Consider the following 26926-nt stretch of genomic DNA (forward strand, 5'->3'; position numbering starts at 1 on the left):
TAGGGTGCGAGCTTCTGCCGAGCAGCTCTTGGGCGCGTCGCTGGCGAATCTCATCGACCAAACGCCGAAAGGAGGTCCCAGCCATTTCCAGTTGGCGACGCAGTCCGCGCTCTGAGTATCCCAAGGCAGCCGCCGTCTCGCCCAGAGACCGGGAGAGATTATCGCCCTCTTCCAGAAAGCGCAGCACGCGTTTCGCCGGCGTCTCATCACTTCCGATTGACGTGACCAAGTCTTCGCATAATGCGAGCAGATGGGGGTGATTGATCGGATCGGCACCGGGGAGCGGCTGGCTCAGGAGAGCTTGCGGAAAGAATAGTCTGTCCTCGTTACATTCAAAGGAAATCGGGAAGCCGATATCAATGGCAATCGTCTCCCATCCGTCAGGTTGACGCGCCCTCGTCTCTGCCCTGCACACGACGGAATGGGTACGAAGCATTCTATTGAGTAGGTTCGCCGAACCGATCAGGGCACTGATATTAGCGCCAAAGCCAGCATTCTCGAGAGCCGCGGTTGACCGCAAGCAGATCGCGACCTCATCACGACATTGCGGCGCGTCTTCCTCCGGCAAGGTGAACTCGATTGCCGAAAAAATGAGGGAGAAGAAGCGCTGCATCACCCGCAGGCCTTCGACGAAAGACGGCGCGCTCATGGCCGCGAAGGCCGGAAGACCGATATATTGTGCGTCGAACCGCTGAGCGAGGCGTAAGCTAAGGTGAGGATCGCCGGTCAGCGCCACGGCATTGTGCATCAAGCGGCCAAGCACCTGGTACTCGATGCGAGCCTTCCCGTCGTCAAACGCCTCGGCCGTCAGTCCCGTCCCCGCCAGCAGCGCCTCAGCATGATGTCCGTCCTGTCTCAACGTCCGGAAGACGAAGCCGGGGTAAGTGATGGGACACGACGGCCCGCTCTCCGTGGGCACTGCTCGTTCCATTTCTACACCCTGCATTTGTCGTTGGCGGTGGCACTAGAATACCCGAATTGGTCGCTACGGGAAGCAGCCCTCAGTCGGCATTGCAAGGGGGCAGTCAACTTGACCGGTATGGTGGGTCTGCCCGTTCGCGCTTTGTTAAGGGAACGGACTGGTTGGGCGCGTTGCGAGGCTGAGGCTCATGAATGCTTTTGCCTCGGCCGGCTGGCTTGCGCCGCAAAGAAGCAATCGCTTGGGAAGAAGGTATCTTAGGGGCGGTCGCGCCAGCCCCTTGGCTTCCGTCAGGCTTCAGAGCGCACTCAATGATCAAGAGGTCCAAGCCTGCCGATTCGATGGACCGAGATTGCCAATATTGGCGATCAGTGCTGCAATTCCGAGAACATTGCGCGAAATGTGTGCGCTAGTTTCTCCGCGGCCACATTCAAAATTCGCTGTAAGTAATTGAGTTTGCTGGTACCGCCTCCCCGGTTCGAACGGGGGACCTCTTGATCCACAATCAAGCGCTCTAACCGACTGAGCTAAGGCGGCCCTGAAGGCGGCGAGGATTAGGCGTCCTCGCCGAGAAATTCAAGTCGCGATCCGCCGTGCCTCTGGTCGTTGAACCGGGGCGCTGCGCGGTCAGATCAGGAACAGCGATAGCCCAAGCGCTGCGCTTCGGTCCGCAAAGTCGTGATCCGATTGTCCGAGCCGGGGTGGGTAGACAGAAATTCGGGGGGCCGCGACTGATTGGCCGATGCCCGCTGCATGTTCTGCCAGAACTCGATGGCTTCACAGGGATTATATCCGGCCTTCGCCATGAGCCTCAGCCCACCGACATCCGCCTCCAATTCCTGACTGCGACTATGCGGCAGGAGGAACAACGCCATGGCTCCAACACTCGCGGCTGTCAGGGCGCCCTGCTGGCATTGGTCACTTTCACAGGCGGTCGCACCGATCACCGCCCCCACGCCGAGGACACCGATTTGCGCCAAGGTCGACTGCGCCATACGTTCCTGGCTGTGGTTGAACCGCACATGGGCAACTTCGTGGCCGACCACCGCCGCCAGTTGGGCATCGTTCTCCATGATATCCATGATCCCGGTATAAACGCCGATATGGTTGCCGGGCAGCGCGAAGGCGTTGAGGTCGTCAGAATCAAAAACAACGTAATCCCACGTCGCGGGATCCTCTCCTAAGGCGCGAACGATCTTTGGGGCCACACGATTGAGCCGAGAGGTATAGCGCGTGTCCGTGGACACTTTCTCTTGCTCTTTGATTTGTGCCCATGCCTGGTCAGCCTGGGCGGCAATCGATCCCGCCCCGCCGATCAGTAATTGGTTTCGCCCAAGCTCTTCATTGTAGCTGCAGCCAGCAAGACCAAGGGTGAGGAGAGCGAGTCCGGCCACAGCAGACTGTGCGGCACGCTTGAACGGAGACAATGTGTGCATCGGAGCCCATACCTTTTCCACTAAGACAATCTTGTCCGAAAACCATCTGCGGCCAGCAAGCAAAACCGACGGTCTCGCCCTGAAATATCGCTAATCCTCGGACGGTAAGACTGAGCGCCGATGAACGGCCAGGCGTCCCCCATCGACGAAAACGCATTGGCCGGTGATAAAGGAGGCCTCCCCGGAAGCAAGAAAATGAACGGCGCCCGCCGCCTCCTCGGGCTCGCCCCTTCTGGCCAAGGGGGTTTCGGCCACGGCGGCAAGCCGCTGCTCGCGGGTCTCCAGTTCGACATCGTCGATTTCGGATTTGATGGCGGCGATGCCCACCGCGTTTGCTCGTGCCCCATAGGGTGACAAGGTCAGCGCAACGGCTTTGGTCAATTGCACGATGGCGCCTTGGGTCGCGACAAAGATCGCATGATCGGCACTGGCAGTTACGGCCTCGTTTGACACGACATTCACAATCGCCCCCGACCTGGCAACATCCACGCCGCCATCGCCTGGATTGCCCGCCTGCTTGATGATTTCGCGCGTGACCGCCCGGTTGAGGAGAAATGCCGCGCGGACATTGCGGTCAAAAAGATTGTCGTAATCTTCCTCGGTCGTCTCAAGCAGCGGCGCGGCTTTGAAAAAGGTCGCGCAATGGGCGAGGATGTTGATTTCGCCGTAGCTGTCGAGCGCCTCGGCAATAATATTGTGGACATCGAGCTTGTTGTGCAGCTCCGCCTCGATGAACACCGCCGTCCCCCCGGCATTCTCGATCTCCTCCTTCACCGCCTCCCCATGGGCCGGTTCCTCATCGGCCAGGATCAACCGATCCTTGGATTTTGCGAAACGGAGAGCCACGGCGCGGCCAACGCCACTCCCCGCCCCTGTCACGATAACCGATCGACCTGCCATGAATATGCTCTGTTCCACTAAAAAGGCCCTGGGCATACCATGCACCAGGGCCATCGGAAACGGGGAGTGATCGACGCACTCAGTAGGAATGCGCCTCTGATTGCAACGCGGACATCTCGTCCTTGATCGCCAGCTTCTGGCGCTTCAAATGCATCAAGCGTTGATCGTCTTGCTGCGGGCGTCGTTGCTCATCAGCGATTTTCGCCTCAAGCGCCTTGTGGCGCTGATCGAGACTATCGAGGCGGGCAAAGATCGTCATAGGACACTCCTTTCATGGCTGAACGGTCCCCTATGGGAGCATCGAATCCTTTCCGAAGTCACGAGAAAAAGGCTTAACAATGCAGTTTCAGGAAAATCTTGGAACAACCCGCTCTTTATCTTAATCGTCAATGCTTTAAGCGAGAAATGTTTGCCTATGTCGGAAAAGCAGCCCCGTTTGATTGTCGGTGTGAGCGGCGCCTCGGGAACGATCTACGCGCAGACACTCCTTGCGATGCTGGCGGACATGCCGGTGGAGACCCATTTAGTGGTCAGCAAAGCCGGGCGCCTGACGGCCGCCTATGAGCTTGGCGCCAACACCACCATCGGGCCTGCCGACCATACCCACGGGATTGCCGATATCGGGGCACCGATCGCGAGTGGCTCTTTTGAGACTCTGGGGATGATCGTCGCGCCCTGCTCGATCCGCACAATGGCGGAAATCGCCACGGGGGTCACCTCGACCTTGCTCACCCGGGCGGCGGATGTCTGCTTAAAGGAACGACGGCGACTGGTGCTGATGGTCAGGGAGACCCCGTTTCACCTCGGCCACCTGCGTACCATGACGGCGTTGACGGAGATGGGGGCGGTGATTGCCCCGCCGCTACCCGCTTTTTATGCCGCCCCTCAAACGATCGAGGATCTCGTACATCAGTCGGTTGCTCGCACGCTCGATCTGTTCAATCTCAAGGCGCCGTCCATTCACCGATGGGGAGAAGATGTCGACAGACCTGACCCTAACTGAGGATACGGCGGGGGAGCTGTTCTGGCAGTGGTCCTTGCAGCTCTATGGACACAGCGATGTTAAGGATCGCCTCCTCATCCTTCAAAATCGGTATCAGTATGACGTCAATATCGTCCTTTGGTGTCTGTGGACCGCCGTCATGGGCTGGCGCCTCCAGGACGACGATGTCGCCTCGATCACCGCAACAGTGGACGACATGGCCAATTATGTCGTTCGGCGCATAAGGGAGATACGCGTCTACATCACGACGCCGAAAGCGCATTTCCCTGATCGCCCGTTACGCCTTTTACGCGATCACCTCCTGACATCTGAATTGATGGGCGAGAAAATGATCCAAGAGCGACTGGCGCGGGAGACGGTGCAACGCCTCGGCACCCCCAACGCCAAGGACTGGGCGATGGACGCGCTCGCCTCGCTGCACTTCAATTTGGTATCAGAACGGCAACCTCTTGCGTGGTTGTCTGCGCAAAATCCCTCGCACGAGACTCCCCATACGCTTTTCGCCGGTGTAGTGGCCGCAGCCCAACAGGAGCCCGCCCATGACGGATGACGACCCCAAACGCCCTCGTTTCATCGCAATCGACGGCGACAGCGCAAACGGGGAACCGATGCCGCCCAAAGGGGCCAATGACGAGGCCAAAGAGATGCGCCTCACCGCGCTCGAACAGGAGCATCGCGACCTCGATACGGCCATCGATACCCTCGAAGAGCGCATGCCGTATGACCGGTTGACGATCCAACGGCTCAAGAAAAAGAAGCTCTCGATCAAGGATGAAATCGCCCGGCTACGGGATGAGCTGTGGCCTGACATCATCGCGTGAGGGGGCGAGCGGCCCCCTGCCCGGGCAAGGGGTCCTCACCCCACCAGAAAAATGGCCGCCAAGCCTAAAAAGGCGAAGAACCCAACGACATCGGTGACCGTTGTGACAAAGACCGCCGAGGAAACCGCGGGGTCCGCCCCGAAACGCTGAAGGGTGACCGGCACCAGAATGCCGGCAAGCCCCGCCGACAGCATGGTCACCACCATGGCGGCCGCCAGGACCGCTCCAAGGATGACCCCCTCCCCCGGCCCCCCTCCGCCGATCGCTTCGTACCAGATCCCCGCCGTCACCCCGAGCAGGACAGCAAAGGCGGCCCCGTTGATCAGTGACACCGCCGTCTCTCGCCCGACAACGCGAAAAGTATTCGCGCCGGTAAGATCCCGCGTGGCCAAATTCCTGACGGCCACCGTCAGCGTTTGCGTCCCGGCATTTCCGCCCATTGAAGCAACGATCGGCATAAGGACCGCAAGGGCCACCACTTGCTCGATCGTCGCATCGAAAAAGCTGATGACGAAGGACGCAAGGATTGCCGTGCCCAAATTGACAGCCAACCAGATAAAACGCGATCTGGCGATTTTCGGAACGGGTACGGAGAGACCGCTCTCTTCACGGTCCACCCCGCCGAGGGCGAGCAAATCTTCGTCCGCTTCGGTTCTGACCACTTCGACGACGTCGTCAACCGTCATCATCCCCACCAACCGGTCGCTCTCATCTACCACCGGTGCTGAGATCAGATTGTACTTTTCGAAAAGATACGCGACCTCCTCCTGGTCCATGAGAACCGGAACACGGACTAAATCGTCCGCCATCAGATCCGTCAGCCGTGTATCACGCGGTGCCTTCAGGAATCGGGACAAAGGCACGCTGCCCAGTACTTTATAGCCGGGATCGACGACGAAAACCTCATAGAAGAGATCGGGCAGTCGTCCCCCCGACCGAAGGCGGTCGATGATTTGCCCAACCGTCGAGAAGGAGGGGGCGGCGAACACCTCCCGCTGCATCAGGCGTCCCGCACTCTCATCGGGGTAATCAAGGCTCGCCTGCAAGGCCAGACGATCTGCCAGGTCGAGGGCGGCGAGGACCTCTTCCCGGTCGGCGTCGTCCATATCTTGGACGACAAAGGCCGCTTCATCGGTATCGAGCTCGGCCACCGCCTCGGCGATCTGCGCATTCGGCATCGCCTCGATAATCTCGTCACGGACCTCCTCGGCGAGCTCGGCAAGCGTCTCAGGGGCCAGTTGCGGCCCCAAGACCTCGACAAGGTGATAGCGTCGTCCCTCCGGCAATTGCTCAAGGAGGTCGGCCATATCGGCAGGCCGCAATTCCTCGCACAGGCCTCGGGTTTTCTCGTTATCCTCGTCAAGGAGGCTTTCATCGACGCTGCGAACGAACTCTGCGGTCAACGACATCCGCTCGTCGAGCGCGGCATCGTTCGCATCGACGGTGTCGTCCGTGAACTGACCCTCAGAAATCTCGGGCACCATAGCTGTGGCAGTCCTTCTCGTTGAGGGCCGATCCCGTGCTCACTACCTATCTGCCGCCCCGTCTTAAAAGGGCAGACAGGGCACGCGATCGGGAACGCTCCCTATCGCTCGTAAAGGGATATCCATCCAGAATTGATGACGACAAAGATGATGCCCCACACGATAGCGGCAATCCAGGTGGTGCGTCTGATTTTGAACCAAAGTTTCGGATCGACCGGGGCGCCCCGCTCCTGCCCGCGGACAAGCGGCTGCTCGTCCTCATAGGCATTCCGCACCCGCATCGGCAGAACGGCAAACAAGACGGTCCACCAAACGATCAGATAGGTGACGATGCTTCCTGTTACGCCCATGGTCTACGCCCTGATGATCGACGCCAAAATATCGCCTCTCTTCCCCCATCGTGGGGCGAGGATGGCGCGAATGGCGCGACGGATATGTGTTTCTAATTCTCGGTCATCGGCCATTTTCGGTCGAGGGAGGCTCGCCATCAATGCTTCGAGCGTCTCTTCGATCAATGGCAGGAGCGGCTCGCCCTCATTGTCTTCTTCAGGAACCCCAAGGGCAGTGACCGCCGGCCCACCGACAAGTCGCCCTTTGGCGTCGAACGCGACCGAGACGACGATCACCCCCTCCTCGGCCAGGCGTCGCCGAGACTTCAGCGCCCGACTGTCCTCCGGCAAAAGGATCCTGCCATCGAGATAGAGGCGCCCGGCTGGGACCTGATCGATCCGTACCGGCCCGTCCGGCGCCAAGCGAATCATATCGCCGTTCCGCGGAACAAGGGTGCGACCAACCCCTAATTCCTCCGCCAACCGCGCATGCTCTCGCATATGACGAGGCTCCCCATGGACGGGGATCGCGGCCTCGGGCTTCACCCAACCATACATATCGCGAAGCTCATCCCGGCAAGGATGACCCGACACGTGGATATACGTTTCTTCGGCGGTGATGACGGTCACACCGAGATCGGTGAGATCGTTGATCAGATCAAAAATCCCGCGCTCATTTCCAGGAATGATCTTTGAGGAGAAAAGGACCGTATCCCCCTCTCCCAAAGACAATTCGGGGTGATCCTCACGCGCAATCCGGCCGAGGGCCGCTCGGCTCTCCCCCTGGCTGCCCGTACACAGATAAAGAACCTTGTTATGCGGCAAATAGCCGGCTTCCGACGGCTCGACGAAGGAAATGCCCGGCGGCAGCAGTCCGACCTGCTGGGCGACGTCCATCATGCGCAGCATCGACCGCCCCAATAGACAGACACTGCGATCGGTGACTTGCGCGGCGCGGCAAACCGAAAGCAGACGGGACACATTCGAGGCGAAGGTCGTCACCGCCACCCGGCCCGTCTGTTCTCCGATGATCTGTGCCAAGGTCTCCGCCACATCGCTTTCAGACCCCGACCGTCCCTCCGACAGGACATTGGTCGAATCGCAAATCATGGCCATGACGCCTTCGCGCCCAAGGTCCTCAAGTGTCGTGCGATCGGTCACGTCCCCCAGCACCGGCATCGGATCGATCTTCCAATCGCCCGTATGCAGAACCGTGCCGAATTTTGTCCTGATCGCGATGGCATTCGGCTCAGGAATAGAATGGGTCAGTGTAATGAATTCAAGGTCGAAGCCGCCGAGGGAAAAGCGAGCGCCGAGATCGATAATCTTGATCGGCGGATTTTTGATGCCCACCTCATGAAATTTTCGGCGCACCAGCTCAGCCGTAAAGGGCGTGGCGTAGATATCGCAATCGAGGTCGGGCCAGAGATGGGCGACCGCCCCGATATGGTCTTCATGACCATGGGTCAGAACCAGACCGAGTAAATCGGCGCCATCATCCAACTCATCCAGCAGATAATTATGGTCAGGCGTAATGAGATCGATGCCGGGCCATTCATCCCCCGCAAAGGTCACCCCGCAATCGATCATCATCCACTGGCGCGCATTCGCCGGTCCCAAGGCGAACATGTTGAGATTCATCCCAATCTCGCCCGACCCGCCAAGGGGTAGGAAAATCAACTCATCTTGCACGTTGTTAGCCTTTCACCCCTGTCTTCTGTGAGGGGGCGTTTCCAAGCGGCTCGCCCTCCATCATCCGACGGGCGATTTCTTTGAGACCACTTATGGTGAGGTCGGCATCATAATGATCGATCGTCTCGGCCGCGCTACTGAAGAGCGAAGAGACGCCCCCCGTGGCGACGACCGTCAGCTCTTGGCCATATTCCTTCTCGATCCGTCTGACCATCCCATCGATCAAATCGACATAGCCCCAAAAGACGCCCGACTGCATGGCGCCGACAGTGTTGGTGCCAATCACCTTGGCCGGTCGCTCAATCCCCACGCGCGGGAGACGAGCGGCAGCGTTATAAAGGGCCTGCATGGATAAATGGATCCCTGGCGCGATGATCCCGCCCAGAAAATCGCCCTTCTCGCTAATGAGATCGAAATTCGTCGCCGTGCCGGAATCCACCACAACAGTAGGCCCCCCATAGGTGACAAAGGCGCCCACGGCATTGGCGAGGCGGTCCGCCCCCACTTCGGCGGGACGGTCGATCAGCACCTCGATCCCGGGGACCGTGGTTTCCATCACGACCAGGGCCTCTTTGCCGACATAGCGGCGCGAGAATGTCTGAACATTATGGAGGGCATGGGGAACAACGCAGCAGACGATGCAATCGGTGACGTCATCGAGACTGAACGCTCCCTCGATCCGAAAGATCTGGGATAACCAGACGGCATATTCGTCGGCCGTCCACCCGACCGAGGCGGAGGCGCGCCAGCGACCCACGGTCGTTGTTCCTTCGATCATCGCGAAGACCGTGTTGGTATTGCCGATATCGACGGCGAGGAGCATGCCGTTCCTTTCCTTCCGGCCTTTCTGTCGGGCCTTTCTGTCGGGCGACGATCACCCGTTGCGTGAAACTGACTTAGGCCGTTTGCCGACGCAAAAACACGTCCCCCGCCAAGAAACGCGTCACCTCCCCCTGATGCTCGAGCAGCAATGCCCCATCTTTGTCGAGCCCGCGAAAGATCCCCTCAAGGGTGCGATCGCTCAATCTGACGACCAAGGCCTGGTTGAGGCCCGTCGCCCGCTCCAGCCAGGCCGATCTGATGCGGGAGAAGCCGTGTGCGCCATAAATCGCCCACCATTCGTCGAAGCGCGCGTCGAGCGTCTCAAGAAAAGCGGTGGGGGGGGGAGGGGTAATCCATTGGCTGAGTGCCCGGCCTTCGGGCGGCGCATGGGGGGGCACCTGCGCCAGATTGACGCCGATGCCGATGGTGGCCGCCATCAAGCCCTCTAATCCTGCCACGGTTTCAACGAGGATCCCGCACACTTTCCCCCCCTCAAGGAGGACATCATTGGGCCATTTCAGGCCGATGATCGTCCGAGGAATCCCCACCGCCTCAAAAGAATCGACAATAGCGAGGGCCGCGAGGAACGAAAAAAGGGCCGGCGTTCGGCCGTGTTCCGGCGCCAATGGCCATAACAGCGTCCCGGAAAAATTATCGGCATGGTCTGACCACGCCCGCCCCCGCCGACCGCGACCAGCGGTTTGGTGATCGGCGATAACCCAACAGGGGGAGCGGTCCATTTCCCCCTGCATGCGGGCCAATTCGGCCGCGGTATCATTGGTCGAGCCGACAGCGCGATAGTGCCAGACGGGTCGCCCAGCTCGGGTCCGTCGCAGCTCTGCGTCACTCACCCTGAAAAGAGCGGCGCCGCCGCCGCGTCAGCGAGGCGATAAAGGGGGGGCAACAAAAACAGCAGGCCAATCGTCATCAATAGAGCGACCCCGGTAGCGGTCACGGACACGGCTGTGCCGCGTTCACTGACAAACACATCGCTGCCTGCAGAGAACCAAATTGTTTTGATGACGGAAAGATAGTAGAATGTCGAAATCACGCTCGCCACCACCCCAATCACCGTCAAGAGATAGAGGCCCGCCTCCACCCCGGCGGTGAACACCGCGAATTTAGCGAAAAATCCAAGAAACGGTGGGATCCCGGCCAGAGACAGGAAGAGCGCCGTAAAGGCGAGCGCCAACCCCGGTTGGCTTTGACTGAGACCCGACAAGTCGGAAATATTCTCCGCCATCCCCTCGGGCCGCCGCATGGCCAGAATGCAGGCAAAGGTCCCGAGGGTCATCAGCAGATAGATCCCCAGATAGACCACAACCCCAGTCACCCCGGCCTCCGTCCCGGCGGTCAACCCAATCAACGCATATCCAATATGGCCGATCGACGAATACGCCATAAGACGTTTGATATTGGTCTGCATAAGCGCCGAGATTGAGCCGATCCCCATAGAGAGGACGGCAATGATCCAGAGAACGGGCTGCCAGTCCGCGACAATCGTGCCGAACCCTTCGATCATGACACGGATAAAAACGATCATGCCCGCGACCTTGGGCGCCGCGGCGAAAAACGCCGTCACCGGCGTCGGCGCCCCCTCATACACATCCGGCGTCCACATATGAAAGGGAGCGGCGGACACTTTAAAGGCAAGACCGGAAAGCAAGAAGATCAGCCCGAAAGTCACGGCCACGCGATCCTCACCAGCGGCAATTTCGGCGGCGATGGCGTCGAGGCGAATTTCGCCGGTAAACCCGTAAATCAGTGAAATACCGTAGAGAAGCAGCCCTGAAGACAGGGCCCCAAGCACAAAATATTTCAGCCCCGCCTCAGTCGACCGAACCGAGTCGCGATTGAACGCTGCCATGACATAGAGCGCGAGAGATTGCAGTTCGATCCCCATATAGACGACAAGCAAATCGTTCGCCGTCACCATAATCCCCATGCCCACTACGGAGAGCAGCACCAGAATGGGATATTCAAAGCGCGCAAGGCGCTCTATCTCGAAATACCGGACTGAAAGGAAAAGGCTGACGATCGCCCCAATATAGACGAGGGCCCGCCCCGCCTTTGCCAACCCGTCAAGGCTGAAGGACCCGCCAAAGGCGGTGGCGCGGTCCGCTGCGCCAAACCATGCCAAAAAGAAGGCCCCCACCAGAGCAAGGATCGCTCCATAGAGCACAGGTCGTACGGGGTCGCTCTTCACCGAGACGCCGAACACCAACAGCGCCATGGACGCGAGGGCCAGCAAAAGCTCAGGCCCCAGAGCGGTCAAATCCTCGATCAACATTATCGTACCTCCGCCGGGTCGACAGCGCGCGCCGCGGTGACGCTCTCCATCTGCTCCGCCTCATCGCCGCCGGCAATGCGGATTTGCACCAATTCAGTCGCAGGACGGAATACCGCCAAGGTCGGAGACGGATGCACGCCAAGATAGAGGGCCATGGCGGCCAGCACCGTCAAGAGACTGAGCTCCCGGCGATCGAGATCAGGCATCGTCTTCACCTCGGGGTTCGTGACCGTCCCAAAGGCGACCTCACGATAAAGGCGAAGCCCATAGCTTGCGGCCAGAACCATCCCGAGCGCAGAAAGGGCCGCCACCCATGTATTGACCTGAAACGCGCCGACCATTGTCAGGATCTCTCCAACGAACCCGGACAATCCCGGCAGACCGACATTCGCCATGCTGAACAGCAAAAAGAAGAAGGCAAACCATTTCATGTGACCGACCAAGCCGCCATAGGCCGAGATTTCACGGGTATGGAGGCGATCGTAAACAATCCCGACACAGAGGAATAAGGCCCCGGATATAAATCCGTGGCTGAGCATCTGGAACAGGGCCCCCTCAAGCCCCTGATCGGTCATGGTGAAAATGCCCATGGTTACAAAGCCCATATGCGCCACGGAGGAATAGGCGATGAGCTTCTTCATATCCTCCTGCGCAAAGGCGACCAGCGAGGTGTAGAGGATTGCAATGACACTCAGCGTGAAGACCAAGGGTGCAAAATAAAGCGACGCATCGGGGAACATAGGCAAGGAGAAGCGCAAGAACCCATACCCCCCCATTTTGAGGAGAATCGCTGCGAGCACGATTGATCCAGCGGTGGGCGCCTGAACATGGGCATCCGGAAGCCAGGTATGGACCGGCCACATCGGCATCTTCACCGCGAAACTGGCAAAGAAGGCCAACCAAAGCCATTTCTGCGCGCCGTCACCAAAGCTGACCTGCTGGAGGGCCACCACGTCCGTCGTGCCCGTTTGCAGATACATATAAATAAGCGCGAGCAGCAGCAGTAGCGATCCAAAGAGGGTATAGAGGAAAAACTTGAACGCGGCATAGATGCGATTTTGAACCGTCAGCCCAAAGATCGAACGTTCGCCTTTCGACCCCCAAATTCCGATGATCAAGAACATCGGAATAAGTGATGCCTCAAAGAACACGTAGAACAGTAGCAAATCCAGGGCGCAGAAGACGCCGATGATCAAGGTCTCAAGGACGAGAAAGGCCACCATATATTCGGCCACACGCGACGAGATCGAGCGCCATCCGGCAAGGATCGCGATAGGCATAATGAAGGTTGTGAGAAGCACGAACAGGATGGATATACCGTCCACCCCCATTTTGTAGGTGATGCCCTGCGGCAGACAGGTCTCATCGACCGCCTGATCCACGCCCGCGGACGACGCCTCCGCACACCCCGTCAGCCACGCAGTCTGCTCGACGAGCTGATAGCCCTGCGCACTCTGATCAAATTGCAGATAGACATATCCCGAAAAAGCGAAGGTGAAGAGCGTCGTTGCCAGGGCGACCCATTTGGCCGCCCGCGCCGCCCCATCCCGCTCATCGGGGCGTGATGTCGCCTGCCGCAACATGATGAATGCGACCCCGACCAAAGGCAAAAAAGTCAGGATCGTAAGAAGCGGCATGTCCGCGAAGCTTTGGTCGATCACGCCCCACCTCGCAACATTGTGAAGAGAACAATCAAGGTCACCCCCGCCAGCATGATGAACGCGTAGGTGAAGACATAGCCGGTCTGTATCCCAACCAATCGCTTAGCACTTGAGAAGAAAAATCCACTCAAGCCATTGGGCCCAAGGCCGTCGATGGTCCGCTCATCCCCTTGGCGCCAGAGCGCACGCGCAAGGATACGCGCCGGTTCGAGGAAAATCCGACGATAAAGAACATCAATATACCAACGATTTTGGAGAAAGCCGTAAAGAAGCCCACCGCGACTGATGAGGCCGGGGCGAAGCGGATCGCTGGTTGCACGATATTGGGTGAAGGCCGCGAAGAAGCCAATCAGCCCCGCGATCAGGGGGGCCCATAAGACCCAGGCTGGGAAGTCGTGGTGCGCCTCCCCATGCCCTTCGGCCTTATGCGCCTCAGCCCCATGATCCGTGACAGAAGGGGCCGCCCCGTGATCTCCCTCTGCCCCCGAGATCTCGTGGGTCGAGCTCATCCCATGATCTGCGTTTACCGCCGCAGGACCAGCTTCGGCAGCGTCATAGGCGGCATCGTCATGGGCGGCCGCCTCATAACTGGCTTCAATATGTAAACTCTCCCCCCAAAAAGCGGTCTTCCCGGCACCGACAAAGGGTTTGTAGAAAGCCATCCCGGCAATCACGGCGCCAAGCGCCAGGGGGAGCAAAGGCAAGATCATCGTGTTCGGGACCGGGTGAGGATGCTTTTTCACCGCATCATCGGCGCGCCAGCCCCCATCAAAGGTGAGGAAGATGAGCCGCCATGAGTAAAAACCGGTCAGAACCGCCGCCAATATACCGAGCACAAACGCATAGGTCGCGAAGGGCACACCGAGCGTAATGCCCTCATAGGCCGCTTCAAGAATGTAATCCTTGGACACGAACCCAGCGAACCCGAAGGGCGCCCCGAAGACCTGAACCATCGGAATCCCCACACCGGTGATGGCCAGCGTCCCCAACAACATCGCCACGAAGGTGACGGGCATATGATTACGAAGCCCCCCCATGGACCGCATGTCCTGTTCATGGTGGCAGAAATGAATAACCGCCCCAGCTCCGAGAAAGAGAAGGGCCTTGAAAAAGGCATGGGTGGTGAGATGGAACATCGCCTGGGCGTACCCACCGACCCCCGCCGCGAAGAACATATATCCCAGCTGTGAGGCCGTCGAATAGGCGATAACCCGTTTGATATCCGTCTGCACGAGGCCGATCGTGGCGGCGAATATCGCCGTACTGGCACCGATGACCGTGACCAGCGCGGAGGCCGCCGGCGCAAGGGCGTAAAGATCCGACATCCGACACACCAAGAACACCCCGGCGGTCACCATTGTCGCCGCGTGGATCAGCGCCGACACCGGGGTCGGCCCCTCCATAGCGTCGGGCAACCAAGTGTGTAGCCCGAGCTGCGCAGATTTCCCCATGGCCCCGATAAAGAGGAGAACGCCGATCAGATCGAGCACGGAATATTGCCGATCCAGAAATGTCATGCTCGCTTCGGCGATGGGGATCGGCCCCTCCCCGCCCAAAGGCAGGATCACTCCATCGGCCAGGGCGGCGAAAATCGGATCGAACTTTACCGTGCCGAAAGCCACAAAGACCGCCATGATACCAAGCGCGAGACCGACATCTCCCACACGGTTCATCACGAACGCTTTAATCGACGCGTCATTGGCGCTGTCTTTATGGTGCCAAAATCCGATCAGCAGATAGCTAGCGAGACCAACGCCCTCCCACCCGAAAAACAGCTGCACCAGATCGTCGGCGGTGACCAATGCCAACATGGCGAAGGTAAAAAGCGAAAGATAGGCAAAGAACCGCGGCCGCGAGGGGTCCTCGTGCATATAGCCGATGGAATAGAGATGAACGAGTGAGGAGACGCTGGTCACGACGATCAACATCACCGCCGTCAACGTATCAAGGCGCATCGACCAGCTGACATTGAAGGACCCAGATTGGATCCATTGGAAAAAAGTGATCGTGTCCTTCGCGCCGTTCGCGCCGATATCGAGGAAGGTCAACCAGGACAAGAGCGCCGAAATACCGACCAGAACCGTCGTCACAATTTCCGCAGCACGCGGACCGGCCGCGACCGCGGCAGGCTTGGCCAGGATCGCGCCGAAAAGCGGAAGCAGGATGATCAAAGGTTCCATGGGCGGATCAATTCTTCATGGCGTCCGCCGCCTCGACCGAAATATCGCCGCTGCGCCGGAAGAAAGTCACGAGGATGGCCAGACCGATCGCCGCCTCCGCGGCGGCCACAGTCAACACCATAAAAGCAAAAACCTGCCCCTTGATGTCGTCGAGAAACATCGAAAATGCGACGAAATTGATATTCACCGCGAGGAGCATCAATTCAATCGACATCAAAATGATGATGACATTCTTCCGATTGAGGAAAATGCCCGCGACACCGATTGCGAACAAAAACCCGCCGACAAGGAGATAATTTTGCAGGCTGACCACAGATCAAATTCCTTTTCCTGTCGGCACGGACACCACCTCAACCCCGTCCTCACGGCGGCGTCCGACCTGTCGGGAGACATCCTGGGTCTTGATTCCCTGCCGCTGCCGGAAGGTCAGCAAGATCGCGCCGATCATCGCCACGAGGAGAACAAGACCTGCAATCTGAAAGAAGTGCACATATTCCGTATAAAGGACCATGCCCAATTGCTCGGCGTTATTGGGGCCGTCAGAGGCAGCGACCGGCGCCTGCGCCGCCGGGGCCCCACTCCATGACGTCACCATGACCCCGATCTCGATGACCAATGCGGCGGCGACGACGACCCCGAAGGGCAAATATCGCGCATAGCCCGCGCGCAACTCCGCAAAATCGATATCCAGCATCATCACGACGAATAGGAACAACACCGCAACGGCGCCGACATAAACGACCACGAGAAGGAAGGCGAGATATTCGGCCCCGATCAGAACGAAGAGGCCCGCCGTGGAAATGAAGGCCATGATCAAGCACATGACGGAGTGGACGGGATTTCGGGCGAAGATCACCCCAAGGCCCCAGACCACGACCGCCGTGGCGAATATCGAAAAAGCGAAATCCGCAAACCCCATGATCGTCCTTCGCTAGTTGCGCGGCACAGATCGCAGTCACCAACGATCTGTCCAATCGGCAAGGATGTCGCCGGGCGTTAGCCGAATTGCCAACTCGGTGAAAACCCCTTTTTGCGGTGCGGCGGAAATCCGCCTGGCGTTTTTCGTGATTGACAACCGCTGGCGACAGCCCAGCTGGCGATGAAAACCGATTCGTCACGAGCCGATTTTCAGGAAATGACCCAAATTCTCTCCGTTCATACGTTTGAGGGCGCCCCTCCCCTGCCGGAGCGCCGGGGCGTCAGTGAGGGATGAGGGATGAGGGCGCCCTGTTAGCCTCCCGTGCCGTCATCCGCGACTTCATCGTTGTCTTTGGGGCCGACAAGCATATCATCGGCGATCAGGCCCGCATTGCGCCGCACCGCTTGCTCAATGGCGGCGGCAATATCTGGATTATCCTTCAGGAAAGATTTGGCATTATCCCGACCCTGACCGATTCGCTCGGAATTATAGCTGTACCAACTTCCTGATTTTTCGACGATATTCCCTAATACCCCCAGGTCGAGCAATTCGCCGACTTTGGAGATACCTTCTCCATACATGATATCGAATTCGACTTGCTTGAAAGGAGGGGCAACCTTGTTTTTCACGACTTTCACCCGGGTCTGGTTACCGATGACCTCGTCCCGTGCCTTGAGGGCCCCGATGCGCCGAATATCGAGCCGGACGCTGGCGTAGAATTTGAGGGCATTCCCCCCCGTCGTGGTTTCGGGCGACCCGAACATCACCCCGATTTTCATCCGTATTTGATTGATGAAAATCACAAGGCAATTGGATCGTGAAATCGACCCCGTCAGCTTCCGCAATGCCTGGCTCATCAATCGCGCCTGGAGGCCGGGGAGGCTATCGCCCATCTCCCCTTCGAGTTCAGCCTTCGGCGTCAGGGCCGCGACCGAATCGATTACCAGCACATCGATCGCCCCCGACCGGACAAGGGTATCGGCAATCTCAAGGGCTTGCTCCCCCGTATCGGGCTGGGAAATCAGCAATTCATCGAGCTTGACCCCCAATTTTGAGGCATAGATGGGGTCCAACGCATGCTCGGCATCGATAAAGGCTGCCGTCCCCCCCGCTTTCTGCGATTCCGCTGCGCAATGAAGCGCCAGCGTCGTCTTCCCGGAACTTTCAGGTCCATAGATCTCGACGATCCGTCCCTTCGGCAACCCGCCGATCCCCAAGGCGATATCGAGGCCCAAAGACCCCGTCGAAATCCCCTCGATTTGGACAATTTTGTCCTGGGATCCGAGTTTCATCACAGATCCCTTGCCGAAAGCCTTGTCGATCTGTGACAGGGCCGCTTCGAGCGCTTTTGATTTATCCATACCGCCGTCGATTACCTTAAAATTTGCCGACATTGCCTATCCCAACCCTTCAGTGCTTGCGAGATCCAGTGATCTCTTTATTTGTACGCTTTTTGTTCCTGTCACGCAACGAACAAGAACACAAAAGGAACAAAAACACCTCTTATGGGGTCAGGCCCATCTTATCGAAATGAAGTGACGCCGATTCGGCCTTCGAATGAGAGAGCCGATCATGGGCGATCATGGGGTCCAATCACCTCACCGCGGACCGCTGAGGACGCGAGACACCGCATCTTGCCATCTGGCCGAAGCGGCCGTGCGGTCCTCCGCCCGCATTTTGGGACCAAACACGGCTTCGGTGCGCCGCGCATCTGCGGCCTCATCGAGGCTCGAATACCATCCGACGGTAAGGCCAGCCAGGACAGCCGCCCCCTGTGCCGTGGTCTCCGTGACGATGGGCCTGTCGATCTCAAGATCCAGAATATCGGCCAGCCGCTGGCACAGCCAATCATTAGCGACCATCCCGCCGTCGACTTTGATTCGCGTAATGTCCCCTGCATCGGCCCGCATTGCGCGCAAGAGATCGGCGGTCTGAAAGGCCACGGCCTCGAGCGCCGCGCGGGTAATATCCGCCGGTTGGGTATCACGGGTCAGGCCGAAAATGGCCCCGCGCGCATGGGGGTCCCAGTAGGGCGCGCCAAGACCGGTGAATGCGGGCACAAACACGACCCGCCCCTCCTCCGTCGAGGCCGCAGCGAGCCGCGCGGTCTCCTTTGCATCTTCGAAGAAGTGCAGATTATCACGTAGCCATTGGATGGCAGCCCCAGCGACAAAGATTGAGCCCTCTAGGGCATAGGTGGGCTGACCATCGAGCCGATAGGCGATGGTCGAGAGCAGCCGATGGGACGATTCTTGGCGGCGGGTCCCGGTATTGATGAGAGCGAAACAGCCCGTGCCGTAGGTCGATTTGACCTCCCCCACAGCAAAAGCAGCCTGCCCGACCATGGCGGCATGCTGATCGCCCGCCACCCCCCCAATCAGGATGGGATCCCCAAAAATCCCGGCTGCCGTCGTGCCAAAGCAAGCGGCGCAGTCCTGAACATTTGGCAGACATGCCATAGGCACACGGAATAGAGCACACAGCTCCTCGTCCCATGTCTGGCGATCGACATCGAACAGGAGGGTACGAGCGGCATTGGTGGCGTCCGTCACATGGGCGGTACCGCCGGTCAGATGCCAAATCAGAAAACTGTCCACCGTACCGGCCAGCACCTGCCCCGCTGCGGCCTTGTCCCTCGCCCCGGGAATGTGATCGAGGATCCAAGCGATCTTGGTGGCGGAGAAATAAGGATCGAGGAGCAGCCCGGTCTTCGACGTGACCATCGCTTCGGCGCCATCACGCCTGAGATCTGCGGTGGTCGCCGCCGTCCGTCGATCCTGCCAGACGATCGCCCGATGCAGCGGCTCTCCCGTGGTTCGATCCCAGAGAATAACCGTTTCGCGCTGATTGGTAATCCCAATCGCCGCCGGTCGACCCCGCGCGGCGATAATGTCTTGTCCCGCTTTGACTGTGAGACGCCAGATGTCTGCCGGATCGTGCTCGACCCAGCCATCGTCGGGATAATGTTGGGGCAGATCATACTGCGCCACCATCCCCGGGGCCCCCCACCGATCAAATTCGATCGCCCTGGCGCTGGTGGTTCCTTGATCGAAGGCGAGGATATAGTCTTCAGCCATCGTCACCGCTTAGGTGGTTCTGTAACCATAGAAAAGGCTGATGCTAACGGAAAAAAATCCCGCAAAAGTTGATTAATACCAATTATTCACGTTTAAGTGGCAGGAAGTTCCTTTCTAAGGTTCTATCCCATGACACTTTCGATTTTTCAAACATCGCTAGAACATACGCGTCGTCGCTATGTCCGGTACCCCGTCAAGGGAGCGGTCGAGATTAGTCATGACGGCCAAAGGGTTGGGTTCGGGAGCTTGGTCGATATCTCCAAAGGGGGGCTCGGCCTCACCTGTGACACGCCGCTGACTGTCGGCCAGACCTATGTCTTCCGCACGAGCACGGGGATCGTCAGGAAGGGCCGGGTCGTCCATTGCGTTGGGCTGACCCGATACGGGGTAGAATTCAAAAGTCTCGCAGAGGCATAGATCAACAACGAGCGAGGCGCCTTTTTCGCCGATCGTCACCTTATGGAAACCCCAAGCGACTAGTTATTCCCTCGGGGAAGTGATTGGGACCTTAGGATATTATGCTCGTTTATCCGCGGCCTCGCCTTGACATGGTCAAGGCAGAAATCGGTCAGCGCTATCAAATCCTCAAGGGATCTGCGGCGTATGACACCAATCATCTCGCCAGGACCGCGGCCCTCACCTTCGGGGTTCCAATCGTTCATGTCGCGCTTGTCGAGCGTTATCGGCGTTGGTTCTCCGCCGCCCATGGGGTCAATACAGCTGACGCCGAGGCCATTGAGACCTTGGGCGCGCTCTCCATCCTTTCGGATACCGGCTTTTGCATCGAGGATGCCCGGACCGAGCCCTATTTTGCCCAAGAGGCGGCGGTAAAAGGATCGCCCCATATCGCCTTTTTCGCGGGCACCCCGCTACGGGACCCAGGCGGCAAGCGCTTTGGCACCCTATGCCTCTTCGCGCCCGAGCCCCGCCGCCTCACCCCGCGCGAAGAGCGCACCCTTCAGAGTTTCGGCGACGTCATCAGCAGTGATTTATGCTTGAGGAGCGCCGCCCGCTATTGCGTCAACGATCTCATCGACGCCGAAAGCGACAAGATCCAGCTCTATGATCTGGCGATGACCGACCCCTTAAGCGGCGCCCTTAACCGGCGCGCCTTCACGATCCTTGCCCAACGCGAAGTCCGTCGCTCTCTCCGCCACCACAACGCCCTGTCGGCGGTGATGGTGGACATCGATCATTTCAAGCGCGTCAACGATACCTACGGCCACGCGGTGGGCGATGAGGTCATTGCTTCGGTCGCCGCCCTCATCAATCGGATCAAGCGCCAGGAGGATCTCCTCGGTCGGCTCGGCGGGGAAGAGTTTGGGCTTATCCTCCCAGACACGGATATCGAGCAGGCACTGCGCATGACCGACCGTCTCATCGAGGCAATTCGTGGGCTGAGCTTCACGGGCGGCAGCGGCACGTTTCGTATCACCGCGAGCTTGGGCGTTGCCAGCTTGCGGGGACATGATGACCCCCTCAGCGAGTTTCTGCGCCGGGCCGATGAGGCCCTCTACAAGGCCAAGGAAAACGGTCGGAACCGTGTCGAAGTCCATGGCGAAGATGCCCTTGGCCTCCCCTCGCCCTCGCCCCGGGATCTGTTGAGCCTCGTCTCGCAGGCCAGCAGCCCCTGCGAGACCAGTAGAGCCTGACGAGGATAGACGGCGAAGGATTGCCCCCATGGGGAGCCCCCCGCTAGAGGGGGCCTATGCAAACTCATCCTTCTGTTCTTTCCCTTATCGGGAACACCCCCCTCCTGAAGCTGCGTCGCGCGTCCGAGGAGACCGGCTGTCTTATTCTCGGCAAGTGCGAATTCCTCAATCCGGGCCAATCGGTGAAGGATCGCGCCGCCCTCTCGATCGTCGAAGCGGCGGAGGCGGCGGGCACCCTCAAACCCGGCGGCACCATTGTCGAGGGCACCGCAGGCAATACAGGGATTGGTCTTTGCCTCGTGGGGAAAGCCAAGGGCTATAAGGTGAAGATCGTCATGCCGCGGACGCAAAGCGCGGAAAAAAAGGATGCGATCCGACTTCTCGGCGGCGAGCTGATTGAGGTGGATGCCGTCCCCTACGCCAATCCCGCCAACTATATTCACCAATCTAAGCGCATCGCCGCAGAGACCGAGAACGCGGTTTGGGCCAATCAATTCGATAACACGGCCAATCGCGACGCCCATATTCGGACGACGGGGCCGGAGATCTGGACTCAGACCGACGGAACCGTCGATGGGTTTTGCTGTGCCGTTGGATCGGGCGGCACCCTCGCCGGCGTTTCGATGGCCCTTAAGGAGAGAGGCGACGTCAAAATCGCCGCCGCCGACCCGGAGGGCGCCAAGATCTATTCCTGGATCAAGACCGGTGAACTGGCGGGCGACGGAAGCTCCGTGATGGAGGGCATCGGGCAGGGTCGGGTCACCGCCAATCTCGACGGCGCTCAATTCGACGACGCCTATCGGATCCCCGACGACGAAGCCCTTCAAATCGTCTTTTCGCTGATGGAGGAAGAAGGTCTGTGCCTTGGGGGCTCGTCCGGAATCAATATTGCGGGCGCCAAAAGGTTGGCGAAGGATCTGGGGCCTGGGTCGACCGTGGTGACGATCCTTTGCGATTACGGCAATCGCTATCAGTCAAAGCTGTTCAACCCCGAATTTCTCCAATCGAAAGGCCTGCCGGTACCCCCATGGATGTCCTGAGTTCCCCACCGCGCACCAGGAAGCCTGAACGGATCGAAGCGGTCATCACCTATCTGGAACAGACAAAGCGACCGAGCAGCCCGAAACCCGCGCAGCCAAAGGGGCGTCACGCGATCCTGCGCTGCGAAGAGCCGCCGGTGAGCTTTTACCGCTATATCTACAGCGCCGTTGGCACCCCGCACAAATGGGTGAGCCGACGCTATCTGAACGATGATGACCTGAGCGCCCTCATCTGCAAACCGAGTGTCAACATATTCGTTCTGTACAGAGAGGGATGGGTCGCGGGGTTTGCCGAACTCGAACATATCGACACGTCACTGATCGAGATACGGTTTTTCGGCCTTGTGCCGGAGGCGAAGAATAAAGGCCTTGGCGGTTGGTTCCTGTATGAAATCCTCCAGATGGCGTGGCAACACGATCCCCAAAAAATACGGATAGAGACTTGTTCCCTAGACGATCCCGCCGCTCTGAGGTTGTATCAAAAAATGGGCTTCAGCGTTTACGGTCAGGCGACCGGTGTCATTGAGTGGTACGGATGAAGGGACCGACGAAAGACACCCATTTGGGCCGACCGACCAAAGGAAGACGTCTCATCAATCCAAGCGTGGAATGCGGATCGACCGTCCTGTTTTCCTCCTACGATGATTTCCGGGCGAATCGCCCTCCCTGGCATTATGGGCGCACCGGCACGCCGACCCATAGAGCCCTGGAAGAAAGTCTTTGCGACCTTGAAGGCGCCGATAACGTGGTGCTCACCGGATCGGGACTTGAGGCTTGTACCCTAGCGATCCTCTCCTGTGTCACGGCGGGGGGCCATGTCCTTGTGACCGACAGCGCCTATGAGCCGACCCGGACATTTTGCGACGGGCTGCTGCGCGGCTTCGACATCGAGACGACCTATTTTGACCCCCAGGCGGGGCGTGAGGAGATTGCCGCGCTTTGTCGCCCCACGACGCAACTCATTTTCTGCGAAAGCCCTGGCTCCCTCACCTTCGAGGTGCAGGACCTCCCCGCCATCGTCGCGGGCGCGGGGGAGGTGCCCGTCGCCGTCGATAACACCTATGGCGCCGGGGTATTACTCCGCCCCTTGGAGCTTGGATGCGCGATCAGTGTCCAGGCGCTGACAAAATATGTCGGCGGCCATTCAGACCTCCTGCTCGGCGCGGTGGCGACCGCGCCTAGGCTTTCCGCCAAGGTCAGGCGGATGGCCAGGATGCTCGGCATTTCCGTCTCAGGCCGCGATGTCGCCATGGCCCATCGCGGCCTTCGAACGCTGCATCGGCGCCTTGCCGTGCATGAAGAGAACGGCCTTGGTCTGGCGCGCTTTCTTGAAACCCACAGCGCCATCCGGCGGGTGCTGCATCCTGGCCTCGACAGCCACCCCCAGGCGGCGCTCTGGGCACGGGACGCAAGCGGCACGAACGGGCTGTTCTCGGTCATCGCGGATTGGGAGGACGAAGCCGTGACCGCACGGTTTATCGACCATCTCACGCTTTTTGGTCTGGGCTATAGTTGGGGCGGTTATGAGAGCCTTTGCCTGCCCGCCTGGCCCACCGCCAACCGGACCGCGGTTCCCTGGACCGAAGGGGGCCAAGTGCTCCGGTTCCATGCGGGGCTTGAGGACCTCGACGACCTGATTGAGGATGTCGCTGCGGCGCTCGCCGCCGCAACCTCGACATGAGCGATGGCGGGGATCCGATGATCGGAGGAAGGATAACCATGACAAAGGCAATGACCGCCCTCGTGATCGTGGCGCTCGGCACTCTTCTGGGATGTGCGGCGACCCCGTCCGCCGACAAGATCGTTTATGTCTCCCTCACCACAGCGCCGAGCGGCGCCCTTGTGACCTTCGAAGGGGGGGAGACCTGTACCACCCCGTGCGTTATCGGGGTGATCGAGAGCGTCCCGCTGACGATTGGGCGGATCGGCTATGAGGCGGTTCCGATGGAATTGACCCCTGACAGCCCGCGCCAACTCTCCGTCGATCTCAAACGTGTGGTCGAAGACGACAGCTTCACTATTGAGAGCCTGCCCGACCTGTAAAACCAAAAGGCCTCCCTCGTCAGTACCGTAACGGCATGGTAAACCTCCCGCCAGGGAGAGGGGAATTGCGACATGTCTATTCGGGACCGGCTTGAGACCTTTGTCCGCTCCGACCGGATCAAAGACGGTTGGCGCCTTTTTCTCGACGATGAGAATAAGGAGACCATCGCCCGGGAAACCTTTCCCTTTGTGACCGACGCCCTTGTCAGACAGATCGTTGCCGACAATGTAGAGACGCCGCTGGAAAGGCTTTGGTCGACAGCTCCCCTCCCCGCAATCCTCTTGAATTACGCCTTCTGGCCCTATGCCATCGGTCGCTTGGCTATGTTGATCGGTTTTGGCTTGTTGGGATTTGTCGCCTTGCTCGCCACATTGGTTTTGCTTCCTGCGGCGGAACCCCTGGCGGCGGTCCTGGCCCTTTCCTCGGGGAGTGCGGTCCTCCTCACACTGATTGCGATCTCGCTCCTGACCGATACGCAGATCAGCCGCTCACGGCTCCGGCAAGAGCCACGGCTGGGCCCCTCGGTCCAAAAAATCACCACGGCGATCAATCGAACCCACAAAGATTTGAAGTCCTTCATCGATGAGGTGAATGACCTTCAGGATACCTATCTGCGGGACGATTCCGTGACGCCGCCGCATGATGGCGAAGGCTATGCCCTCAGGGCGGGACGGATTTTGATCCTGCGGGACATTGCTCGACTGGCGGTGGCGAAATTCAGCGATCTACCGAGTACCCTCGCCGATAAGGAAGAAGCGCTTGGCCTGTCGGCGATACGCCGGCGGGTGGATGGCCTGACCTTTACGGCCCTCACCGTGATCCTTCTTGGGTTCTTCGGCATTCTGGTGGGTCTCACCCCCACTTGGCTGACGCTGTTCGGCGCGGAGATCCCCTCGCTCGGCCCCCCGATCTTAGGGGTGGCGGCGTTGCCCTTGCTCTTTTTCTGTATTGCGGCGGGCGTGATAATCTGGGGTGCCTATGAAGCGGTCAGAATCTATGACGAGGATCGGGCGGCCATCGTCATGGCCCTGAGAGACTTCGTTCTCAATGCCAAAGCAAAGTCAGCCGAAGCGATCGTCACGCTGCTGGCGGAGACCGGCCCTGAGGGCGTGGCCCGCAATGAGGCCCTGACCGCGTGGGAGACCAAATTGGTCGAAAAAGACGGCCTGAGCGATCTGCTCGGCCGGTTAGAGGTCAGAGTGGCGCGACCGGAAAAGGCCAAAAAGATCGCCTTCCCCCCGTCGGCCACTGTGGCCCCTAATCACAGCGGTCGGCCGCGGTCGTTGCAGCGCTTATCTCGACCGAAGGCGCCCCCCACCCTCTGGCAGCCCTAAGCGGTCAGAGGGTGAATCTCGCCCCCAAGCAAGGGTCGGGGGACATGGGTGGTCATCGGAAACGATATGGGCAATTCCTTCAGTCGACGGACCGCCAGAAAGGCAAAGGCCTCCGCTTCGACAAAATCACCCCGCCAGCCTAGCTCCTCACAGGCGACGACGGGGCTTGGCAACCGGTCGGCCAGCGCCGCCATCATGACCGGATTATGCCGTCCGCCCCCGACGACGACCCAGATTGACGGCGGCTCAGGGAGGAAGGCGGCAGCGCTCGCCACGCAACTCGCCGTAAAGGCCGTTAAGGTGGCGGCCCCATCCTCAAGCGTAAGCCCGTCGACCCCGCCGAGCTTGAAGTCATAACGATCAAGGGATTTCGGTGGCTTTCGCTTCAGATAGGGGCTGTGGCTCATCAAGTGGATACGATCCTCATGGATCTTTCCATTTGCTGCCAGCTTGCCCCCCTCATCCATGCGGTTGACCGTCTTTGCGCTGACCCATTGATCGATCAGCCCATTCCCCGGGCCACAGTCAAAGGCCATCAGACGGGCGATCGACCTGTCTTTGGGCAGGAAGGTAATGTTCGCCACACCGCCAATATTGAGAACCGCGATCGACCCATCGATCGCCGCTCCGCGGGCGCGGGCGAGATGGTAAATCGGGGCCAGGGGCGCCCCCTCCCCTCCATTGGCGATGTCCGCCCGCCGAAATTGATCGACAACAGGGATCTGAACTTCACTCGCAAGGTGACGCCCATCTCCAATTTGAAGGGTCTGGCCAGGGGCGGCCCGACCGGCAATGGCGGGCCGATGAAGGATGGTTTGACCGTGAAACCCGACCACATCCACCGCCTGGGGCGTGAGGCGATGGGCCTGCAGAAAGTCCCGCACGGCTTCGATATGCGCTGAGGTTACGAGGTCCGAGGCCTGATGAATTTCCTTAGCATCGCTTCGCCCCTCAAGCGCCGCTTTGGTGGCGGCCACCACGGCAGCCCGGGTTCCCGACGGATAGGGGAGAAAGTGCATAGGGCCGAATTCGGACAGGGTTTCTCCATCCGTCCGAAGCATTGCCACATCGACTCCGTCGAGGGACGTGCCTGACATGAGGCCGATAGCGGAATAGACCCGGTCGGGTGAGGGCGCGCGGATTGTTCTTGGAGCCATGGAAAGCGCCTTCCAGCAAATCTTCTCGCGAGAAGGGTAAATGCGAAATCTTGCCCTCTTCTTATCAGCAGCACGCCGCGAAAGGCAGCGATCGAAGCATGGGCGAGGCTTTCTTCTGCCCGAAGGATTGCCTAGACCGCTGAGCCGTTCGACCTCTTTATGGGCC

Annotated in this window: 26 protein-coding genes, 1 tRNA gene and 1 pseudogene; 10 read left to right on the forward strand and 18 right to left on the reverse strand. The window is 59.4% G+C overall.

What is annotated here, in order from left to right; all coding sequences use genetic code 11:
• Positions 1 to 292: 292 nt before the first annotated feature.
• The 5 genes and pseudogenes from PB2503_RS15190 to PB2503_RS11200 all read right to left on the reverse strand — a co-directional run.
• Positions 293 to 946: pseudogene (locus tag PB2503_RS15190) on the reverse strand (AraC family transcriptional regulator ligand-binding domain-containing protein); the annotation flags it as partial.
• Positions 947 to 1379: 433 nt separating this feature from the next.
• Positions 1380 to 1456: transfer RNA gene (locus tag PB2503_RS11185), tRNA-His, on the reverse strand.
• A 95-nt stretch (positions 1457 to 1551) separates the two neighbouring features.
• Entirely contained in the window at positions 1552 to 2355 is an 804-nt protein-coding gene (locus PB2503_RS11190) for a M48 family metallopeptidase (protein ID WP_013301367.1), read from the reverse strand.
• 90 nt (positions 2356 to 2445) lie between these two features.
• The gene (locus PB2503_RS11195; RefSeq protein ID WP_013301368.1) at positions 2446 to 3255 is read right to left on the reverse strand and encodes an SDR family NAD(P)-dependent oxidoreductase; all 810 of its coding nucleotides are present in this window, start codon (positions 3253 to 3255) and stop codon (positions 2446 to 2448) included.
• A gap of 79 nt (positions 3256 to 3334) precedes the next feature.
• Positions 3335 to 3514, reverse strand: a complete 180-nt coding sequence (locus tag PB2503_RS11200) for a YdcH family protein (protein ID WP_013301369.1) — start codon at positions 3512 to 3514, stop codon at positions 3335 to 3337.
• A gap of 156 nt (positions 3515 to 3670) precedes the next feature.
• Here PB2503_RS11200 and PB2503_RS11205 point away from each other — a divergent pair, with 156 nt between their 5' ends.
• From PB2503_RS11205 to PB2503_RS11215, 3 genes are read left to right on the forward strand one after another with little or no spacing between them, the layout of a single operon-like run.
• The gene (locus tag PB2503_RS11205; protein WP_013301370.1) at positions 3671 to 4258 is read left to right on the forward strand and encodes a UbiX family flavin prenyltransferase; all 588 of its coding nucleotides are present in this window, start codon (positions 3671 to 3673) and stop codon (positions 4256 to 4258) included.
• On the forward strand, positions 4233 to 4808 hold the full coding sequence (locus tag PB2503_RS11210) for a TIGR02444 family protein (protein ID WP_013301371.1): 576 nt from the start codon (positions 4233 to 4235) through the stop codon (positions 4806 to 4808). Before PB2503_RS11205 ends, PB2503_RS11210 begins: the two co-directional genes overlap by 26 nt.
• Entirely contained in the window at positions 4798 to 5079 is a 282-nt protein-coding gene (locus PB2503_RS11215; protein ID WP_013301372.1) for a YdcH family protein, read from the forward strand. The genes PB2503_RS11210 and PB2503_RS11215 overlap by 11 nt, the downstream gene beginning before the upstream one ends.
• Before the next feature lie 35 nt (positions 5080 to 5114).
• Here the strand turns inward: PB2503_RS11215 and mgtE are convergent, their stop codons facing one another.
• The 12 genes from mgtE to glpK all read right to left on the reverse strand — a co-directional run bounded on the left by mgtE (position 5115) and on the right by glpK (position 19533).
• On the reverse strand, positions 5115 to 6563 hold the full coding sequence (mgtE, locus tag PB2503_RS11220) for a magnesium transporter (RefSeq protein ID WP_013301373.1): 1449 nt from the start codon (positions 6561 to 6563) through the stop codon (positions 5115 to 5117).
• Positions 6564 to 6664: 101 nt separating this feature from the next.
• Complete coding sequence (locus tag PB2503_RS11225) at positions 6665 to 6913, reverse strand: DUF1467 family protein (protein ID WP_013301374.1); 249 nt, start codon at positions 6911 to 6913, stop codon at positions 6665 to 6667.
• Between the two features lie 3 nt (positions 6914 to 6916).
• Positions 6917 to 8533: a ribonuclease J gene (locus PB2503_RS11230; protein WP_049782055.1), complete on the reverse strand. Its 1617-nt coding sequence runs from the start codon at positions 8531 to 8533 to the stop codon at positions 6917 to 6919.
• Between the two features lie 55 nt (positions 8534 to 8588).
• A complete protein-coding gene (locus PB2503_RS11235) occupies positions 8589 to 9407 on the reverse strand; it encodes a type III pantothenate kinase (RefSeq protein WP_013301376.1) in 819 nt (272 codons plus the stop codon).
• Positions 9408 to 9480: 73 nt separating this feature from the next.
• A complete protein-coding gene (locus PB2503_RS11240; protein ID WP_013301377.1) occupies positions 9481 to 10257 on the reverse strand; it encodes a biotin--[acetyl-CoA-carboxylase] ligase in 777 nt (258 codons plus the stop codon).
• Positions 10254 to 11696, reverse strand: a complete 1443-nt coding sequence (gene nuoN / locus PB2503_RS11245) for an NADH-quinone oxidoreductase subunit NuoN (protein ID WP_013301378.1) — start codon at positions 11694 to 11696, stop codon at positions 10254 to 10256. Before nuoN ends, PB2503_RS11240 begins: the two co-directional genes overlap by 4 nt.
• Positions 11696 to 13333 carry an NADH-quinone oxidoreductase subunit M gene (locus PB2503_RS11250; protein ID WP_041535654.1) on the reverse strand — a complete coding sequence of 546 codons (1638 nt, stop codon included), beginning with the start codon at positions 13331 to 13333 and terminating at the stop codon, positions 11696 to 11698. The genes nuoN and PB2503_RS11250 overlap by 1 nt, the downstream gene beginning before the upstream one ends.
• A gap of 20 nt (positions 13334 to 13353) precedes the next feature.
• Entirely contained in the window at positions 13354 to 15537 is a 2184-nt protein-coding gene (gene nuoL, locus PB2503_RS11255; protein WP_013301380.1) for an NADH-quinone oxidoreductase subunit L, read from the reverse strand.
• A 7-nt stretch (positions 15538 to 15544) separates the two neighbouring features.
• The gene (gene nuoK, locus PB2503_RS11260) at positions 15545 to 15850 is read right to left on the reverse strand and encodes an NADH-quinone oxidoreductase subunit NuoK (protein ID WP_013301381.1); all 306 of its coding nucleotides are present in this window, start codon (positions 15848 to 15850) and stop codon (positions 15545 to 15547) included.
• A 3-nt stretch (positions 15851 to 15853) separates the two neighbouring features.
• Positions 15854 to 16456, reverse strand: coding sequence for an NADH-quinone oxidoreductase subunit J (locus tag PB2503_RS11265; protein ID WP_013301382.1), 603 nt, complete (start codon positions 16454 to 16456; stop codon positions 15854 to 15856).
• Between the two features lie 311 nt (positions 16457 to 16767).
• Entirely contained in the window at positions 16768 to 17850 is a 1083-nt protein-coding gene (recA, locus tag PB2503_RS11270) for a recombinase RecA (RefSeq protein WP_013301383.1), read from the reverse strand.
• 204 nt (positions 17851 to 18054) lie between these two features.
• The gene (gene glpK, locus PB2503_RS11275; protein ID WP_013301385.1) at positions 18055 to 19533 is read right to left on the reverse strand and encodes a glycerol kinase GlpK; all 1479 of its coding nucleotides are present in this window, start codon (positions 19531 to 19533) and stop codon (positions 18055 to 18057) included.
• 129 nt (positions 19534 to 19662) lie between these two features.
• Between glpK and PB2503_RS11280 the strand changes: the two genes are divergently transcribed.
• The 7 genes from PB2503_RS11280 (at position 19663) to PB2503_RS11310 (ending at position 25603) form a co-directional block, all read left to right on the forward strand.
• Positions 19663 to 19950: a PilZ domain-containing protein gene (locus PB2503_RS11280; RefSeq protein ID WP_013301386.1), complete on the forward strand. Its 288-nt coding sequence runs from the start codon at positions 19663 to 19665 to the stop codon at positions 19948 to 19950.
• Positions 19951 to 20051: 101 nt separating this feature from the next.
• Positions 20052 to 21185: a sensor domain-containing diguanylate cyclase gene (locus PB2503_RS11285; protein WP_013301387.1), complete on the forward strand. Its 1134-nt coding sequence runs from the start codon at positions 20052 to 20054 to the stop codon at positions 21183 to 21185.
• Between the two features lie 56 nt (positions 21186 to 21241).
• The gene (locus tag PB2503_RS11290) at positions 21242 to 22225 is read left to right on the forward strand and encodes a cysteine synthase A (RefSeq protein ID WP_013301388.1); all 984 of its coding nucleotides are present in this window, start codon (positions 21242 to 21244) and stop codon (positions 22223 to 22225) included.
• Complete coding sequence (locus tag PB2503_RS11295) at positions 22213 to 22764, forward strand: GNAT family N-acetyltransferase (protein ID WP_013301389.1); 552 nt, start codon at positions 22213 to 22215, stop codon at positions 22762 to 22764. Before PB2503_RS11290 ends, PB2503_RS11295 begins: the two co-directional genes overlap by 13 nt.
• Positions 22761 to 23906, forward strand: coding sequence for a cystathionine beta-lyase (gene metC, locus PB2503_RS11300; RefSeq protein WP_013301390.1), 1146 nt, complete (start codon positions 22761 to 22763; stop codon positions 23904 to 23906). Before PB2503_RS11295 ends, metC begins: the two co-directional genes overlap by 4 nt.
• A gap of 38 nt (positions 23907 to 23944) precedes the next feature.
• A complete protein-coding gene (locus PB2503_RS11305) occupies positions 23945 to 24268 on the forward strand; it encodes a PEGA domain-containing protein (protein ID WP_013301391.1) in 324 nt (107 codons plus the stop codon).
• A gap of 72 nt (positions 24269 to 24340) precedes the next feature.
• Positions 24341 to 25603 (forward strand): hypothetical protein, encoded by a 1263-nt coding sequence (locus PB2503_RS11310; protein ID WP_013301392.1) that lies wholly within the window; start codon positions 24341 to 24343, stop codon positions 25601 to 25603.
• Here PB2503_RS11310 and PB2503_RS11315 read toward each other — a convergent pair.
• The gene (locus tag PB2503_RS11315; RefSeq protein ID WP_013301393.1) at positions 25600 to 26760 is read right to left on the reverse strand and encodes an anhydro-N-acetylmuramic acid kinase; all 1161 of its coding nucleotides are present in this window, start codon (positions 26758 to 26760) and stop codon (positions 25600 to 25602) included. The two genes, PB2503_RS11310 and PB2503_RS11315, sit on opposite strands and share 4 nt — an antisense overlap.
• Between the last annotated feature and the right edge of the window lie 166 nt (positions 26761 to 26926).

The organism is Parvularcula bermudensis HTCC2503, from assembly GCF_000152825.2.
Classification (GTDB): domain Bacteria; phylum Pseudomonadota; class Alphaproteobacteria; order Caulobacterales; family Parvularculaceae; genus Parvularcula; species Parvularcula bermudensis.

What these genes read in the sequence shown, in the direction of transcription:
- PB2503_RS11190 (WP_013301367.1), bottom strand. Translation starts at nt 2,355, where the DNA reads ATGCACACATTGTCTCCGTTCAAGCGTGCCGCACAGTCTGCTGTGGCC.
- PB2503_RS11195 (WP_013301368.1), bottom strand. Translation starts at nt 3,255, where the DNA reads ATGGCAGGTCGATCGGTTATCGTGACAGGGGCGGGGAGTGGCGTTGGC.
- PB2503_RS11200 (WP_013301369.1), bottom strand. Translation starts at nt 3,514, where the DNA reads ATGACGATCTTTGCCCGCCTCGATAGTCTCGATCAGCGCCACAAGGCG.
- PB2503_RS11205 (WP_013301370.1), top strand. Translation starts at nt 3,671, where the DNA reads ATGTCGGAAAAGCAGCCCCGTTTGATTGTCGGTGTGAGCGGCGCCTCG.
- PB2503_RS11210 (WP_013301371.1), top strand. Translation starts at nt 4,233, where the DNA reads ATGTCGACAGACCTGACCCTAACTGAGGATACGGCGGGGGAGCTGTTC.
- PB2503_RS11215 (WP_013301372.1), top strand. Translation starts at nt 4,798, where the DNA reads ATGACGGATGACGACCCCAAACGCCCTCGTTTCATCGCAATCGACGGC.
- mgtE (WP_013301373.1), bottom strand. Translation starts at nt 6,563, where the DNA reads ATGGTGCCCGAGATTTCTGAGGGTCAGTTCACGGACGACACCGTCGAT.
- PB2503_RS11225 (WP_013301374.1), bottom strand. Translation starts at nt 6,913, where the DNA reads ATGGGCGTAACAGGAAGCATCGTCACCTATCTGATCGTTTGGTGGACC.
- PB2503_RS11230 (WP_049782055.1), bottom strand. Translation starts at nt 8,533, where the DNA reads ATGAATCTCAACATGTTCGCCTTGGGACCGGCGAATGCGCGCCAGTGG.
- PB2503_RS11235 (WP_013301376.1), bottom strand. Translation starts at nt 9,407, where the DNA reads ATGCTCCTCGCCGTCGATATCGGCAATACCAACACGGTCTTCGCGATG.
- nuoN (WP_013301378.1), bottom strand. Translation starts at nt 11,696, where the DNA reads ATGTTGATCGAGGATTTGACCGCTCTGGGGCCTGAGCTTTTGCTGGCC.
- PB2503_RS11250 (WP_041535654.1), bottom strand. Translation starts at nt 13,333, where the DNA reads ATGCCGCTTCTTACGATCCTGACTTTTTTGCCTTTGGTCGGGGTCGCA.
- nuoL (WP_013301380.1), bottom strand. Translation starts at nt 15,537, where the DNA reads ATGGAACCTTTGATCATCCTGCTTCCGCTTTTCGGCGCGATCCTGGCC.
- PB2503_RS11265 (WP_013301382.1), bottom strand. Translation starts at nt 16,456, where the DNA reads ATGGGGTTTGCGGATTTCGCTTTTTCGATATTCGCCACGGCGGTCGTG.
- recA (WP_013301383.1), bottom strand. Translation starts at nt 17,850, where the DNA reads ATGTCGGCAAATTTTAAGGTAATCGACGGCGGTATGGATAAATCAAAA.
- glpK (WP_013301385.1), bottom strand. Translation starts at nt 19,533, where the DNA reads ATGGCTGAAGACTATATCCTCGCCTTCGATCAAGGAACCACCAGCGCC.
- PB2503_RS11280 (WP_013301386.1), top strand. Translation starts at nt 19,663, where the DNA reads ATGACACTTTCGATTTTTCAAACATCGCTAGAACATACGCGTCGTCGC.
- PB2503_RS11285 (WP_013301387.1), top strand. Translation starts at nt 20,052, where the DNA reads ATGCTCGTTTATCCGCGGCCTCGCCTTGACATGGTCAAGGCAGAAATC.
- PB2503_RS11290 (WP_013301388.1), top strand. Translation starts at nt 21,242, where the DNA reads ATGCAAACTCATCCTTCTGTTCTTTCCCTTATCGGGAACACCCCCCTC.
- PB2503_RS11295 (WP_013301389.1), top strand. Translation starts at nt 22,213, where the DNA reads ATGGATGTCCTGAGTTCCCCACCGCGCACCAGGAAGCCTGAACGGATC.
- metC (WP_013301390.1), top strand. Translation starts at nt 22,761, where the DNA reads ATGAAGGGACCGACGAAAGACACCCATTTGGGCCGACCGACCAAAGGA.
- PB2503_RS11305 (WP_013301391.1), top strand. Translation starts at nt 23,945, where the DNA reads ATGACAAAGGCAATGACCGCCCTCGTGATCGTGGCGCTCGGCACTCTT.
- PB2503_RS11310 (WP_013301392.1), top strand. Translation starts at nt 24,341, where the DNA reads ATGTCTATTCGGGACCGGCTTGAGACCTTTGTCCGCTCCGACCGGATC.
- PB2503_RS11315 (WP_013301393.1), bottom strand. Translation starts at nt 26,760, where the DNA reads ATGGCTCCAAGAACAATCCGCGCGCCCTCACCCGACCGGGTCTATTCC.